Below are 16,072 nucleotides of genomic sequence, written 5' to 3'. Positions count from 1 at the left end.
ATGGCGAAATATTATGCGGTAAAAGTAGGAAAGAAACCAGGGATCTATTTGACGTGGGATTTATGTAAAGAACAGGTAATGGGTTATTCTGGGGCAGTTTATAAATCATTTCCATCTTTAGAACAAGCAAATGAGTTTGTAAAGGTGAAAGAAGAAAAAGTAGTAGAAGGTGGTTATGTTGCTTATGTAGATGGTAGTTATAACATAAAGACCAAGGTATATGGATATGGTTGTGTTATATTAGAGGGCCAACAAGTTATTCAAACCATGAGTGATGTTGGAAATAACCAAGAGGATGCCTTAATGCGTAATGTTGCCGGGGAACTTTTAGGTTGTTTGTGTGCAATTGAATACGCTATTGAAAAAAAGCAACCGGCTATTTCTATTTATTATGACTATGAAGGAATAGAAAAGTGGGCAAAAGGCTTATGGAAGGCAAATAAACCAGGTACAATAAGTTATATAAAACAAATAAAGCTATATCAACAACAAATAGCGATACAATTTGTAAAAGTTTTGGCACATAGTAATGATTATTATAATGATAAAGCGGATGAATTAGCCAAAAAGGCGGTAGGAGTTGTTGTTTAAAAGGCGTAATTGTATATACTTAAAGTGTAAATCACGCTAAATTTAGTTTAATCCTAAAATAAATCGTCATATTAGTAAATTGGATAAAATTGTATAAAAAAACATACAATTTATATTAATGTGTAGACAATCAATAAAAAACCCTTATATAATGAGGGTTTTTTATATGCACAAAATAGCATAAAAATGTGCAAAAAAATATACATATGTCGTTTTATAGTGGTTTTTCCTAGTAATACTGGATTATTTTTGCTATACTCTTAGGCATAGCCCTCGTTGGCTGAAATAATTCATAGAAGGAGAGAAAAATATGAAGAAATTTTTAACCACGTTAGCATGTTTTGCGTTATTATTGTCTAGTTTGACAGGATGTACAAGTGCATCATCACAAAGAGATGGTAGCGACATAGTAGTTAACTTATCTAGTGAACCATCAAAATTAAATTCAGTATTAGCTACTGGATCAGTAGATGGGAATGTATTAAGACATACTATGTTAGGATTAGTAGGTTTAGATGAAAATGATGAAGCAGAAGCAGGTTGTGCAGAATCATGGACAGTTAGTGAAGATGGTTTAGTTTATACTTTTAATATTAGAGAAGGAATGACTTGGACAAATGGAGAAGCTGTGACTGCTCATGACTTCACATATGCTTTAAGTTTATTATTTGATGCAAGAAGTGGAGCTTCTTATGCTATGACTTGGGCACCAATTTTTGAAGGTGCTACTGAGTTCTTTACAGTAACTGGTCAAGGATATAGTGAAGAAGACGTAGATGCAGGTGTTGAAAAAGCAACAGATGCACAAGTTACGGATGCTTGGCAAGCAACTGGAATCAAAGCAGTAGATGATTATACGTTAGAATTAACAATTACAGCTCCTTATACTTATTTTGAGAGCTTATTAGCGTTTATGAATTTCTATCCTGTTAATCAAGTAGCTGTTGAAGCTGCGGGTTCATTAGATAGCTATGCTACAGAAGTAGAAAACTTTGTAGGAAATGGTCCATTTGTGATGACTGCTTGGAACCATGAAGATTCAATTGTATTAGAAAAAAATGAAACTTATTTTAATGTTGATAATATTCAATTAGATTCCATTACATTCAAAATGATTTCTGATTCAAATACTTGGTTAAATGAATTTAATGCTGGAACACTAGATATGACTGGTATTTCAGGAGAACAATATCAATCATTAGCAGAACAAGGTGTAACTACTTATAATTATAATGATGGTTCTGCTTGGTATTTAGAATTCAATACAGCAGTAGAAGGTTTAAGCAATGCAAAAGTAAGAGAAGCAATTACTTTAGGTTTAAATGCTGCTAAATATGTAGAATTAACAGAGAAAAATGCAAGTGTTGTGGCAACATCATTTACACCACCAGCTATCTTAAATGGAGAATTCCAAGAAGAAGTAGGTGTATTAATGGATAGACCGGAAGATGATTATAGTGAACTAAAAGCTTTATTAGAAGAAGGATTAGCAGAAGAAGGATTAACATTAGATACTTTCTCATTTACTTTAATGGCAGATGAAGGAGATACAACAAAAATCCGTTGTGAATATATTCAAGAAGCTTTAAATTCTAATTTAGGTTTAACTGTAAATGTGGAACAAATTACATATCAAACTAGATTATCTAGAATGACTGCGAAAGACTATGATGTAGTTTTAGCTGGTTGGGGACCTGATTATAATGATCCAATGACTTTTATGGATTTATGGGTAACTGGTGGTGGAAATAACCACACAAATTGGTCAAATGAAAGATATGATGAGTTAATTAGTTTAGCATATGTAGAAGGTGACGCAGATACACGTACAGCTTATTTAATTGAAGCAGAAGAAATCTTAGCTACTGAGTATCCTATTGGTATGACTCATTGGCGTGCTAGAGATTACTTATTAGCAGATGATTTAAAAGGTGTAGTAAGAACTGCATTCCAAGATATGGACTTCACAGGAGCTTATATCGAAGCAGAGTAAAAAGCCACTAAGGGCTATAGTTTTATAGCCCTAGCTTTTTTTTGTCTAATGAAAAGTATTTCAATGATATATAAGGTAGATACTAAGAGTATCTAGGTTATATGTTACTTGGGATAAGTACATAAAATATAAAAAAGAAGGAGTTTATTTATGGCAAAGTATATTTTAAAAAGAATTGTTTATGCATTAGCAACAATCTTTTTACTAATTTTTGTTACTTTCTTAATGATGCAATTATTACCAGGAGATCCATTTACTGGAGATAAAGCAATTAGTGAAGTTACAAAACAAATCTTAATGGAAAAATATGGTTTAGATAAATCAGTATTAGAACAATTTTGGATCTATTTCAAAAATGTCTTGCAAGGAGATTTAGGTGTTTCTACTCAAACTGGTCGTGAAGTAACACGTATTATTTCTGAATCATTCCCTTATTCATTTGAACTAGGAATGAGAGCATTATTAATAGCTACAGTTGGTGGTATTACATTAGGTTCTTATGCTGCGATTCGTCGTGGAAGAATGGGTGATACTGTTGCAATGCTTATTTCAGTAGTAGGTGTATCAGTACCAAGTTTTATTGTTGCAGCATTGTTACAATATTTTGTTGCTTTAAAATTACGTACAATTGGTATTAATATATTTCCAATATCAGGATGGACAACAGAGTTTTCTAAATGGTTACCATCCATAGCGTTATCATTTGGATCAATGGCTACTATTTCACGTTTAATGCGTACTAGTATGTTGGATGTTTTATCATCTGATTATATTAAAACAGCAAAAGCAAAAGGTTTATCAGAAAAAGATATTGTTATTAAACATGCAGTTCGTAATGCGATTATGCCTGTTATTACAGTTTTAGGACCAATTGCAGCTAGTGTGTTAACTGGGGCTTTTGTTGTTGAAAAAGTATTTAATATTCCAGGAATGGGGAAATTCTTTATTAATTCAATTACCCAAAATGATTATACAATGATTGCAGGAAGTGCTTTATTCTATGGTGCATTCTTAGTGTTTGCAACATTAATTGTAGACATTTTATATGTCTTCATTGATCCTAGAGTGAATTTTACAGGAGGGAAAGGTGACTAATGGAAAATAATAAGATAGTAACTATGGAATCAAGTGTAGATGCTTCGATGTTCGAAGTAGTTGGACAAGATTTAGATAGTTTAAATGAAATGAGTAGACCTTCTATTAGCTTCTGGAAAGATGCTTTTGGACGTATTAAAAGAGATAAAGTAACGATGTTTTTCTTAACAGTTTTAATTATTATTACAACACTATCCTTTTTAATACCAGCTATTTGGCCTGTAGCAATGAATACACAAAACTATGCATATACAAATGCGGCACCATTTACAAGTACTGGAGATCATATTTTTATCTTTGGTACAGATGTATTAGGACGTGATTTATTTGTTCGTGCTTTTGATGGAGGACGTGTTTCTTTAACAATTGCTTATGTAGCAGTAGTTATTAATTGTGTTGTTGGAGTATGTTATGGTGGAATTGCTGGATACTTTGGTGGCATGTTAGATAATGTAATGATGCGTTTTGTAGAGATTTTAAATGGGATTCCTTATTTATTGTTAGTAATCGTATTTATGATTGTCTTAGAACCTGGGATGACAACTATTATTGTTGCTTATTCTGTGGTAGGATGGGCTGGGATGGCAAGACTAGTTCGTGGTGAAGTAATGCGTTTAAAACAACAAGAGTTTGTTATTTGTGCATCAACGATGGGAGCTAGTTCAGCTAGAATTATTTTCCGTCATTTAGTTCCAAATATTTTATCATTAGTAGTTGTTAATTTAACATTACAAATCCCAAGTATTATCTTTACAGAAGCTTTCTTATCATTTATTGGTTTAGGAGTTGTGTTACCACAAGCTTCATGGGGTACATTAGCAAATGAAGGTATTGCTTCATTCCAACGCTATCCTTACCAATTAATCATTCCTGCAGTTCTTATTTCTATTACTATGTTAAGTTTTAACTTAGTAGGAGACAGATTAAGAGATGCTTTCGATCCAAAATTAAGGAGATAATATAATGAGTAGAGTACTAGATATAAAAGATTTATATGTTTCTTTCGATACGTATGCTGGCGAAGTCCAAGCAGTACGTGGCGTGAGTTATCATGTAGAGGCTGGAGAAGTCCTAGCGGTAGTTGGGGAATCTGGTTGTGGTAAATCAGTAACAGCACAAACAATTATGAAATTAAATCCAATGCCACCTGCTCGTATTAAGAGTGGGACATTAACATTAAATGATATCGATATTGTAAATACACCAGAACAAGATATGCAAAAGATTCGTGGAAAAGATGTTAGTATGATTTTCCAAGATCCAATGACTTGTTTAAACCCAACGATGCAAGTTGGTAAACAAATTGTAGAAGCAATTAAACATCATCAAAATTTATCAACAGAACAAGCAAACATAAAAGCAATTGAAATGCTTGAAAAAGTACAAATCCCAAATGCTTTAGAACGTTCTAAACAATATCCTCATCAATTCTCTGGTGGGATGAGACAACGTGCGATGATTGCAATGGCTTTATCTTGTAATCCAAAATTATTAATTGCAGATGAACCAACAACAGCTTTAGATGTTACAATTCAAGCACAAATTATTGATTTATTAGCAGATATTCGTGATGAATTAGGAACAGCTATTGTTTTAATTACACATGATTTAGGGGTAGTAGCAAATCTTGCAGATAGAGTAGCTGTAATGTATGCTGGTAAAGTAGTAGAAACAGGAACAGCTTTGGATATCTTCCATCATCCTAGCCATCCTTATACGAGTGCTTTATTAGATTCTTTACCAAAACATGATACAAGTAAAGAGGATGAATTAACATCAATTCCAGGTACACCACCTGATTTAATTAAACCACCAATAGGTTGTGGTTTTGGTGCTAGATGTACGAAGTGTATGAAAATATGTAAAGAGCACCAACCTCCGGTATTTGATTTAGGTAATGGACATACTGCTTCATGTTGGTTATTACATAAAGATTGTCCTAAGGAGGTAAGATAATGGAAAACAAACCTTTGTTATCAATTCAAAATGTATCAAAACACTTTCGTGTAGAAGGTGGTACAGTGAAAGCAGTAAATGGAATTAATTTTGATGTCTATCAAGGTGAAACAGTTGGATTAGTTGGTGAGTCTGGTTGTGGTAAGTCTTCTTTAGGGCGTACTGTTATGGGTATTTACAAACCAACAGAAGGTGTGATTGAGTTTGATGGTCAAAAAGTAGTTACTAAATCTGCTAAAGATCGTTATAACTACGCTAAAAAAGTACAAATGATTTTTCAAGATCCTTATGCTTCCTTAAATCCACGTATGACAGTTGGAAATATTATAGTAGAAGGAATGGAAATACATAATATGTATACACCAGAACGTCGTAAAGAACGTGTTGGTGAATTATTAGAAACAGTAGGTTTAAATAAAGAACATGCGAATCGTTTCCCTCATGAGTTTTCAGGAGGACAAAGACAACGTATTGGGATTGCTAGAGCTTTAGCAGTAGAACCACAATTCTTAGTATGTGATGAACCTATATCAGCGTTAGATGTTTCTATTCAGTCTCAAATTATCAACTTACTAAGAGATTTACAAAGAGAATTAGGATTAACTTATTTATTTATTGCTCATGACTTAGATATCGTTCGTTATATTTCAGATCGTATAGTAGTTATGTATTTAGGGCATGTTGTTGAAATAGGACCTGCACAAGTTGTTTATTCTCATGCAACACATCCTTATTCACAAGCGTTGTTATCAGCTGTACCAGTACCTGATCCAACTTTAGAAAAACAAAAAGAAAGAATTATATTACAAGGAGATGTACCAAGTCCAATTAATTTACCGGCAGGTTGTCCTTTTGCAGGAAGATGTAGCCGTGTAACAGATCGTTGTTTAACAGAAAAGCCTGTTTTACAAGAAGTTGCAAAAGATCATCTCGTTGCTTGTCACCATTTGTAATAAAACATAAGATAATAAATACTTATCCATTGAGATAAGTGTTTATTATCTTTTTTATATATAACGATAAAATAGATGTTTAACAAAAATGGAGTAAATAACTAAAAAACAATAAATTTATAACAAAATAGTCTATTATTTACCCACAATAAGTTGTATTAATAAAAAAACAATAATATAAAATGTATTACTTTGTATACATTTAATTATTATTTGGATATATATTTAGGATATTTATAAATCACACAATGTCTAGTATACTATTTAACAAAATTGTTCATAAAAGTGTAATAATTGTATTGACATTTTTTTATCAGTGTGCGATTATAGTGTCATACAAAATTTAGTTGTATACAATTTTGGGATAAGACGTATGTATACACTAGATTGAGGGAAAAGGGGAAAAAAGAGAATGAAAAAATTTATTACTATGGTTGCTTTTGCAACAATGGCATTTTCATTAGTTGGGTGTTCTAGTGACGACACAGCTTCTACAGATGATGGAGCTTGGGTTACTATTGCTAAAGAAAATGACGTAATTTCAATGGATTCAATGTATGCTACAGATGGTGATTCATTTGCAGCGATCCATGCTACTATTGATGGTTTAATGGATCAAGATGCTGATGGTAACATCATTGCTTCATTAGCTGAATCTTATGATGTAAGTGATGACGGTTTAGTTTACACTTTCTATTTAAGAGAAGCTTATTGGTCAAACGGTACACAAGTTACTGCTGCTGACTTCGTATTTGCTTGGAACGGAGGAATTAACTCTGCTGATTGTGAATATGCTTACTTATTTACTACTGATGGTGCTGCTATTGCAGGTGCTGATGAAATTCTTTATGATGGAGATACTAGTGCTGAATTAGGTGTTGTAGCTGTTGATGATTTAACTTTAGAAGTTACATTATCTCAAGATACACCATATTTCTTAAGCTTAATGACATTCCCAGTATTCTATCCAATTAACGAAGAATTCTATGATGCTCAAGATGGTGATTATGGTTTAACTCCAGAAAATTTAATTTCTTGTGGACCATATACATTAACTTCTTGGGAAAAAGGTTCTTCATTAACTTTCACTACAAGTGAAACTTATTGGGATGCTGAAGCTGTACAAGTTGATGGTTTTGAAATTCAAATCATGGCTGAAGTTTCTTCAAGTGTTACTGCATTTGAAGCTGAAGAAGTTGATTTCACTAAAGTTAGTTCAGATTTAATTAGTTTATATCAAGATTCAGATGAATTTACTTCTGTATTAGAAGGTTACTTATGGTATTTCCAATTCAACTTATATGATGAAGTTGCTGGAAACTATAACTTACGTATGGCTATTGCTTATGCATTAGACAATGAAGATTTATGTGAAAACGTATTACAAGATGGTTCTATCGTTGCTGATGGATTCGTTCCTTATGATTTATCAACAGGACCAGATGGTGAAGATTACCGTGATACTGCTGATGTTTACTTTGAACAAGATTTAGACTTAGCTGCTTATTATTGGGAATTAGCTCAAGATGAGTTAGGTGAAGAAATCACTATTGAATTATTATATGAAAATGCAGACCCTGCTTTAAGTGCTGCTGAATATTTACAATCTCAATTACAAGAAGCTTTACCAGGTTTAACTATTTCTATGAATATGCAAACTAAAGAAGCTCGTATTGAATTACAAAAAGATGTTGATTTCCAAATGGTATTAACTCGTTGGGGACCTGACTATGCAGATCCAACTACTTACTTAAATATGTATATCACTGGTGGTGCTTATAACTACGGTGGATATTCTAATGATGCTTATGATACTGCTTTAGATAATGCTGCAGCTGCTGATACAGATGAAGAACGTTGGCAATATTTAAAAGATGCTGAAGCAATTATGATGGAAGACTTACCAGTTATCCCTATTTTCCAAGTAGGTGGTGCTTCATTAATTTCTTCAAGTGTAACAGGTATTGAAACACATGCAGTTGGTGTATCATACGTTTACAAAAATTTAGCTATCGTAGAATAGTCTAGATTTATTAAAAAGTCAGATTGAAACATTTATAAACACATAATAGTCAAAAGCTACTATGTGTTTATATTTTTATAGGAGGTAAAAAATGAGCAAATCGACGATGAAGTTCATTGGGAAGCGATTAGTAATAGCTGTAATAACGGTAGTTGTTGTATTAGCGATACTATTCCTGATGTTAAAACTTATGCCAGGTACTCCATTTAATGATGAAAAATTAACGGAAGCACAAATGGCTGCTATTTATGCGCAATATGGTTTGGATAAGCCAATTTTTGTCCAATTTATCACATATATTAAAAACATGATGTCAGGTGATTTTGGTACTTCTTATGGTATTTCTAAAAACTATCCTGTATCATTATTAGTGTTACCTAGAATTCCTATTTCTTTTGGTATTGGGATTGCTGCTGTAATTTTTGGGACTGGTATTGGTTTTGGTCTTGGTGTTTTTGCGGCATTACATCGAAATACTATTTGGGATAGTTTAGCTACTATTTTTGCAGTTATGGGGGTTAGTGTACCTTCATTTGTAATTGGTTTATTGTTGTTATTAGTGCTTGGGGTTAACTTTTCGTTTTTCCCAGTTATATATAAATCGAGTGAGGTTATTAGATCATCGATTTTACCAGTAATTGCACTATCTTTTGGGGTTATTGCGAATATTGCACGTTTTACACGTTCTGAAATGATTGCTGTCTTGGGTAGTGATTATATCGCATTAGCAGAAGCAAAAGGATTAGATCGTGGAACTGTAATTCGTAAACATGCAATTCGTAATACGTTAATTCCTGTTATTACGGTTTTAGGACCTATTCTTGTCAACTTAATGACTGGTTCTATGGTTTTGGAAAAAATATTCTCAATTCCTGGATTAGGTACATTATTAGTTACTGGTATTACTGTAAATGATTATAATGTAGTATTGGCTGTTTCTTTTGTATATAGCTTATTATATGTAGTTATGATGTTAGTAATAGATGTTTCTTATGGTATTATTGATCCTAGAATCCGTTTAGGGAAGGGGGATTAGTAGATGGAAGAATATAAATTTTTAGAAGATGATTTCGAGTTTGTTGGTGATAAACACGATATTTATCATGAAAAAGCACTTCCAGTAGCTTCCTTTATGAGTGATTTCTGGAAAAGATTAAAACAAAATAAAGGTGCTTGTCTTGGAGGAATAATGATTATTATCATTATTATTATGTCTATTGTTGCACCTATGGTTTCAGGATGGAGATATGATTTAGTAGATACTTCTATTCGTTCTATTGCTCCAAATAGTGAACACTGGTTTGGTACGGATGTATTAGGTCGTGACCTTTGGACACGTGTGTGGATTGGGACTCGTATTTCGTTAATTGTTGCTGCTACTGCTGTAATTATCGATATTTGCTTTGGGATGGTTTATGGTCTTATTAGTGGATATTTTGGTGGAAAAGTGGATATGGTGATGCAACGTTTCCAAGAAATTGTTAGTTCAATTCCTTCATTAGTTATTTTAACTTTATTATTAATTATTATGAATGCCTCATTAACAACAATTATTATCGCATTAATGTTAACAGGTTGGATTGGTATGAGTCGTATTACACGTGCTCAAGTATTAAAAATAAAAGAAGAAGAATTTGTATTAGCTTCTAAAACATTAGGAGCCGGGGGATTATTCATTATCTTTAAAAATATTTTACCAAATATTTTTAGTCAATTAATTATTATGTCAATGTTTTCTATTCCAAGTGCGATTTTCTATGAAGCGTTCTTAGCGTTCATTGGTTTAGGTATTCCTGCACCAACAGCGTCATTAGGATCATTGATTAATTCTGGGTTTGATTCAATTCTTATTTACCAATACATGGTAATAATTCCAGTTATTGTATTAGCAATCTTAATGTTAAGCTTTAACTTATTAGCAGATGGTCTTAGAGATGCATTTGACCCAACAATGAAGGAGATGTAGAAGATGGAAAAACAAAAAATATTAAAAATCCGTGATCTTAACATTTCTTTTAAAACAGATAGCGGTAGTATTAGTGCGATTCGTGGAGTAAATCTAGATCTTTATAAGGGAGAAACTATTGCAATAGTAGGTGAATCAGGTTCTGGTAAATCAGTTACTACAAAGGCTATTATGGGTATTTTAGCTGGAAATGGTACGATTGACAGTGGTTCAATTGATTATTATTGGGAAGATGAATTTACTGGAGAAGAAAAAACTTGTGATATTACAAAAATATCAGAAGATATGTTACAAAAGGAAATTCGTGGTCGTAAAATAGCAATGGTATTCCAAGATCCAATGACATCATTAAATCCAACAATGACAATTGGAAAACAAGTAATGGAACCAATGATTTACCACTACAATAAAACAAAAGAAGAAGCTTATGAAAAATCTTTAGAACTATTAGAATTAGTAGGTATTACAGATGCAGAAAAACGTATGAAAAACTATCCTCATCAATTATCTGGTGGGATGAGACAACGTATTGTTATTGCTATTGCATTATCTTGTGATCCTTATGTTCTAATCTGTGATGAACCAACAACAGCATTAGACGTAACTATTCAAGCTAAAATTCTTGAATTAATTCAAGAAATTCAAAGAAAAAAAGGTATTTCTGTTATTTATATTACACATGATTTAGGTGTAGTAGCGAAAGTTGCTGACTATGTCAATGTAATGTATGCAGGAAAAATTATAGAAACAGGTAAAATTGACGAAATCTATTATGATCCACGTCATCCTTATACTTGGGGTCTTTTATCAGCAATGCCTGATTTAGATACAGATGATGAACAATTATATGCAATTCCAGGAACACCACCTAATCTTGCTGAAAGAGTAGATGGAGATGCTTTTGCACCTAGAAATGAATTCGCATTAAATATTGATTATCGTATTGAACCTCCTATGTTTAACGTAGAAGGATCAAAAACTCATCAAGTAGCTACTTGGTTAATGCATCCAAATGCTCCTAAAGTAGAAATGCCTAAATCTTTAAAACTTCGTTTAGAAAAAATGAAAAAGGAGGGTTTATAAAATGGAACAAAAACCTATCCTAGAAGTAAAAGGATTAAAACAACATTTTAAAATATCTCGTAAATTTACGGTTAAAGCAGTAGATGGAATTTCTTTTGAAATTATGCCAGGACAAACTTATGGTTTAGTAGGGGAATCTGGTTCAGGGAAATCTACTACTGGACGTAGTATTATTCGTTTATATAAACCAACAGAAGGGGATATTATTTTTAATGGTGAAAACATTTCAGGTAACTTAACTCAAAAAGAAGTAAAGTTATTACGTACGAAAATGCAAATGATTTTCCAAGATCCAATGGCTTGTTTAAACCCTAGAAAAAGAGTGTTAGATATTATTGCAGAAGGTTTAGATATTCATAAAATTTGTGCAACCAAAGAAGAAAGAGATCAAAAAGTATATGATATCTTAGAATTAGTTGGTTTATCGAAAGAACATGCAACACGTTATCCTCATCAGTTCTCAGGTGGACAGAGACAACGTATTGGTATTGCTCGTGCGTTTATTATGAATCCTGACTTAATTATTGCAGATGAAGCTATTTCAGCTTTAGACGTATCAATTCAAGCACAGGTAGTAAATCTTATGAAAAAGATTCAAAAAGAAACAAATACTGCTTTCTTATTTATTGCACATGATTTATCAATGGTTAAATATATTTCTGATCATATTGGGGTATTACATTTAGGTCATTTAGTAGAAAGTGGAACAACAGAAGAAATATTCTCTAACCCGATTCACCCATATACAAAATCATTATTAAGTGCCATTCCTACTCCAAATCCTAGAGTAGAAAAAACAAGAGTATCGCTATCATATGACTATGATACTAGTGGTATTGATTATAATTTAGGTACTCAACATGTAGTAGAAGGAACTCATAAAGTTCTTGCTACTCCAGAAGAATTAGCAGAATGGACAAAAGCCTAACTTCGGTTAGGTTTTTTTGTTGCATAATATAGAAAGGTTTTATTATATTTATAATTTTATTGTTTGAAAACCAGATGATGCGACTCTTGTTAGAACTATTTGCTTTTAACATTTTTGAAAAAATGAAGCCTATCAAACAAAAATTATAAACTAATTATTTATGAAGGTATAGATAATTTATTTATCTTTAAAAAGATGATATTATTAAAAACGTTGAAAAATAAGGAAAAAGTATAAACTTTGTGATATAGTTAGTATATTAGAAAAGGGGAGTAGTTATGGAAGATTTATCAAGACAATTACAAGAATTGATAGACTATATTGATATTGCTGACTTAGATGAAGAAGTCAAACAAGAATTAATAAAGAAATCGAATGACTTACAAAAAAACATAATAACTTCTTTGAAACAAAATAAACTATTGGAAAAAGAATTGATAGAAAGTAAATATAAAAGTAGTTTCTATGAAGCTTCCTTAGATGCTTTGCCAAATCCTATTTTTATTAAAAACAAAACGGGAGAGTTTGTTTATTTTAATCCAAAATATTCAAAATATTTTGGAATGGAAAGAGAAGACTATTTAAATAAGTCTGTTTTAGATTTGGATTTTTTACCAATAAGTGATCGTGTTCGTTACCAAGAAGAAGATTTAAAATTAATAAGTACAGGTGAAACTTTACACTATGAAATTAGTTTTGAATTACCTGGTGGAGAAAAAGGGGATTCTTTATATTGGTCAAAAGGATTTCAAGTTAATAGTACAGATGAAAAAGGATTAGTTGGAGAAATAGTAGATATTTCAATTCAAAAGAAATTAAGAAATGAAATCAATGAAAATGTAGCACAATTAGAAGTTGCGAATGAAAAAATAAAAAAGATGATGAGAGAAGACTATTTAACTGGTTTATATAATCGACGAGTAGTAGATGATATTTCTAAGAAAATAGATAGTGATTTTCAACATCAAAATATAAATATTACGGTATTAATGGCTGATTTAGATCATTTTAAAGATGTAAATGATACATTTGGTCATACTGTAGGGGATGGAGTTATTAAAAAGTTTGCAGATATATTGAAATCATGTACTAGAAAAAAAGATATGGTTATACGATATGGTGGTGAAGAGTTTTTGGTTATTTTAACAGATACTAAAAAAGAAAAAGGAATTGCGATTGCAGAAAGAATTCGTTGTATGACAGAAGATCGTTTATTATTACCTGGAGGGGACACGAAAACAGTTAGCATAGGAATAGCTCAATTAGAGGTATCAGAGAGTTTTAGCGATTGTATAGATAGAGCAGATGCGGCATTATATAGTGCCAAGCAACAAGGAAGAAATCAAATTGTAGATTAAAAAAGAGACAAATTGTCTCTTTTTTAATACCATGCTTCTACGTATGCATCAATTCCTGATGCAATTCCTTCAATTATTTTTTGTTGATAAGCATCTGTTTGCATTAGTAAGTCTTCTTCTACATTACTCATATAGCCCATTTCAATAATGGTAACTGGAACTTGGCACCAATTGATTCCACTCATTGTATCTGTTTGCCAAACCTTCTCTTTTACACAACCAGTGGAATCAACCAAATGATCGAGAACTAAGGAAGACAAAAGATAACTAGCTTCATATATTTCACTACAATAAGGATTGCTACTAGTTGGACAAATTGTCATAGCACCAGTAACGGATGAATCAGTAGATCCGTTTGCATGAATGCGTAAAAATATATCCGCATTATTGTCATTAGCGATCATTGCACGTTCACTATTACTTATATCAACATCATTTGTTTCACGAATCATTAATACAGAATAGCCTTTGTCTTCTAACAATTCTTGTAATTTAAGAGAAACTTCTAATGTTAATTCATATTCAGGTACACCTGAAGCAACACCTGAAGTACCAGAAGATACTTTTGCTTTTGTTTCGCTAGCACCAGGCCCAATAGGCTCTTGTTGGGAGTTACCAACTAATTGATGCCCGGCATCAATTACAATTAATATATTCGATAATGATTCTTCTAGTTGTTGTTCTTTTAAGAGATCGAAATCAAGTTTTTCAATAGAACATGTTTCATTTGAGTTTTGTTCTAAGACTACACTATTTCCATATAATGAGCTTGCACAACCACTAATCAATGTAACAATAATGAATAATAAGATAAAATTTTTCTTTTTCATATCAATACCTCTTTATTATCTTATTATACGAAATAGAACATCATTTGTTAAGAGAAAATAATTTATTAAATGTTACTACATTAACTTGTTATAATATTTAGAAGAAGGTATAATGAAATAAAAAAAGGAGGTAGGTTAGATGCATAATCCGTTTGAAAATGCTTGTTGTACTGTACCTAGAAATGGTGGATATCATATGCCTGGATACCATGTATGGTGTGCAAGTGCAATAAAAGGTGAAGATGGTAAGTACCATTTATTCGCATCATGTTGGGAGGAAAAATATGGATTTGGATCCAATTGGTTACTTCGCTCTAAAATAGCACACGCTATTAGTGAAACACCAGAAGGTCCTTATTTATTTCATTCTTTTGTTTTTGAAGAAAGAAGTCATCAATATTTTGATGCTAGAAATCAACATAATCCAGCGATAAAGTATTATGATGGAACATATTACTTATATTATTTTGGTACTACTTTTGGTGGAGATATTCCTAGTGAAAATGGAGATATTCCTAAAAAGAGATTTACAGAAATATGGAATAAAAAAAGAATTGGTGTTGCTACATCAAAATCAGTATATGGACCTTGGAAACAATTAGATGAGCCGTTATTAGAACCTAGAGATTGTCGTTATTGGGATTGTACTTGTACAACCAATCCAAGTGTTGTTATTTTACCAAGTGGTAAAACATATATGATTTATAAATCTAGATCTAGCTGTGAATCTCCCTTGCAATTAGGAGTTGTTGTAGCAAATAAACCAGATGGTAAGTTTGAAAGAATTAGTGATGATCCTATTTTTCAATTTGAAAATCCTTATTGGTTTGTAGAAGATCCATTTCTTTGGTATGAAAAAGACCATTTTTGTTTATTAATGAAGGATGATTATAGAGATGATAGTGGAGGTATTACTGGTGAATGGGGTTCTGGGATTTATGCAGAAAGTAAAGATTGCATTCATTGGCAAATAGCAAAGTCACCTAAAGCATATACAAGAGTGTTAACATGGGATGATGGAACTGTAACAACACAATGTCATTTAGAACGTGCTAATTTATTATTTGAAGATGGCAAACCTACTCACTTATTTGCAGCTACTGCAAATGGAGTGGAGCCATGGGTATTTGATGGGCCTAGTTTTAATGTTTGTATTCCATTGAAATTAAAACCAGAATAAAAAAATGCGAGATAATATGAAAAAGGGTTGATGATAAGCATCAACTTTTTTTATTGTCTACTCATCTAAAAAGTATTTTACAATGTGTGATTTTTGTTATTATTTTTACTTTTTTA

Annotated in this window: 14 protein-coding genes; 13 read left to right on the top strand and 1 reads right to left on the bottom strand. The window is 31.9% G+C overall.

The window, feature by feature from the left end; genetic code table 11:
* From LRR82_RS07660 to LRR82_RS07605, 12 genes are all read left to right on the top strand, one after another.
* Positions 1-591: a ribonuclease H1 domain-containing protein gene (locus LRR82_RS07660; RefSeq protein ID WP_249028844.1), complete on the top strand. Its 591-nt coding sequence runs from the start codon at positions 1-3 to the stop codon at positions 589-591.
* Between the two features lie 310 nt (positions 592-901).
* On the top strand, positions 902-2,584 hold the full coding sequence (locus LRR82_RS07655; RefSeq protein ID WP_249028843.1) for a peptide ABC transporter substrate-binding protein: 1,683 nt from the start codon (positions 902-904) through the stop codon (positions 2,582-2,584).
* 150 nt (positions 2,585-2,734) lie between these two features.
* Positions 2,735-3,679, top strand: coding sequence for an ABC transporter permease (locus LRR82_RS07650; RefSeq protein ID WP_249028842.1), 945 nt, complete (start codon positions 2,735-2,737; stop codon positions 3,677-3,679).
* Positions 3,679-4,638, top strand: a complete 960-nt coding sequence (locus LRR82_RS07645; protein ID WP_249028841.1) for an ABC transporter permease — start codon at positions 3,679-3,681, stop codon at positions 4,636-4,638. The genes LRR82_RS07650 and LRR82_RS07645 overlap by 1 nt, the downstream gene beginning before the upstream one ends.
* A 4-nt stretch (positions 4,639-4,642) precedes the next feature.
* On the top strand, positions 4,643-5,635 hold the full coding sequence (locus LRR82_RS07640; RefSeq protein WP_249028840.1) for an ABC transporter ATP-binding protein: 993 nt from the start codon (positions 4,643-4,645) through the stop codon (positions 5,633-5,635).
* Positions 5,635-6,588, top strand: a complete 954-nt coding sequence (locus tag LRR82_RS07635) for an ABC transporter ATP-binding protein (RefSeq protein ID WP_249028839.1) — start codon at positions 5,635-5,637, stop codon at positions 6,586-6,588. The genes LRR82_RS07640 and LRR82_RS07635 overlap by 1 nt, the downstream gene beginning before the upstream one ends.
* A gap of 412 nt (positions 6,589-7,000) precedes the next feature.
* Positions 7,001-8,611: a peptide ABC transporter substrate-binding protein gene (locus tag LRR82_RS07630; protein ID WP_249028838.1), complete on the top strand. Its 1,611-nt coding sequence runs from the start codon at positions 7,001-7,003 to the stop codon at positions 8,609-8,611.
* A gap of 91 nt (positions 8,612-8,702) precedes the next feature.
* A complete protein-coding gene (locus LRR82_RS07625) occupies positions 8,703-9,647 on the top strand; it encodes an ABC transporter permease (RefSeq protein WP_249028837.1) in 945 nt (314 codons plus the stop codon).
* Positions 9,648-9,650: 3 nt separating this feature from the next.
* Positions 9,651-10,577, top strand: coding sequence for an ABC transporter permease (locus tag LRR82_RS07620; RefSeq protein ID WP_249028836.1), 927 nt, complete (start codon positions 9,651-9,653; stop codon positions 10,575-10,577).
* A gap of 3 nt (positions 10,578-10,580) precedes the next feature.
* Positions 10,581-11,660, top strand: coding sequence for an ABC transporter ATP-binding protein (locus LRR82_RS07615; protein WP_249028835.1), 1,080 nt, complete (start codon positions 10,581-10,583; stop codon positions 11,658-11,660).
* A gap of 1 nt (position 11,661) precedes the next feature.
* Positions 11,662-12,588: an ABC transporter ATP-binding protein gene (locus tag LRR82_RS07610; RefSeq protein WP_249028834.1), complete on the top strand. Its 927-nt coding sequence runs from the start codon at positions 11,662-11,664 to the stop codon at positions 12,586-12,588.
* Positions 12,589-12,866: 278 nt separating this feature from the next.
* Positions 12,867-13,946, top strand: coding sequence for a diguanylate cyclase (locus LRR82_RS07605; RefSeq protein ID WP_249028833.1), 1,080 nt, complete (start codon positions 12,867-12,869; stop codon positions 13,944-13,946).
* A 23-nt stretch (positions 13,947-13,969) separates the two neighbouring features.
* Here the strand turns inward: LRR82_RS07605 and LRR82_RS07600 are convergent, their stop codons facing one another.
* Complete coding sequence (locus LRR82_RS07600) at positions 13,970-14,776, bottom strand: N-acetylmuramoyl-L-alanine amidase family protein (protein WP_249028832.1); 807 nt, start codon at positions 14,774-14,776, stop codon at positions 13,970-13,972.
* 139 nt (positions 14,777-14,915) lie between these two features.
* Here LRR82_RS07600 and LRR82_RS07595 point away from each other — a divergent pair, with 139 nt between their 5' ends.
* Positions 14,916-15,956 (top strand): glycoside hydrolase family protein, encoded by a 1,041-nt coding sequence (locus LRR82_RS07595; RefSeq protein ID WP_249028831.1) that lies wholly within the window; start codon positions 14,916-14,918, stop codon positions 15,954-15,956.
* Positions 15,957-16,072 lie beyond the last annotated feature (116 nt).

The sequence above is a fragment of the Tannockella kyphosi genome (genome assembly GCF_021054785.1).
Classification (GTDB): domain Bacteria; phylum Bacillota_I; class Bacilli_A; order Erysipelotrichales; family Coprobacillaceae; genus Tannockella; species Tannockella kyphosi.
This window is presented reverse-complemented; position numbering and strand designations above follow the sequence as displayed.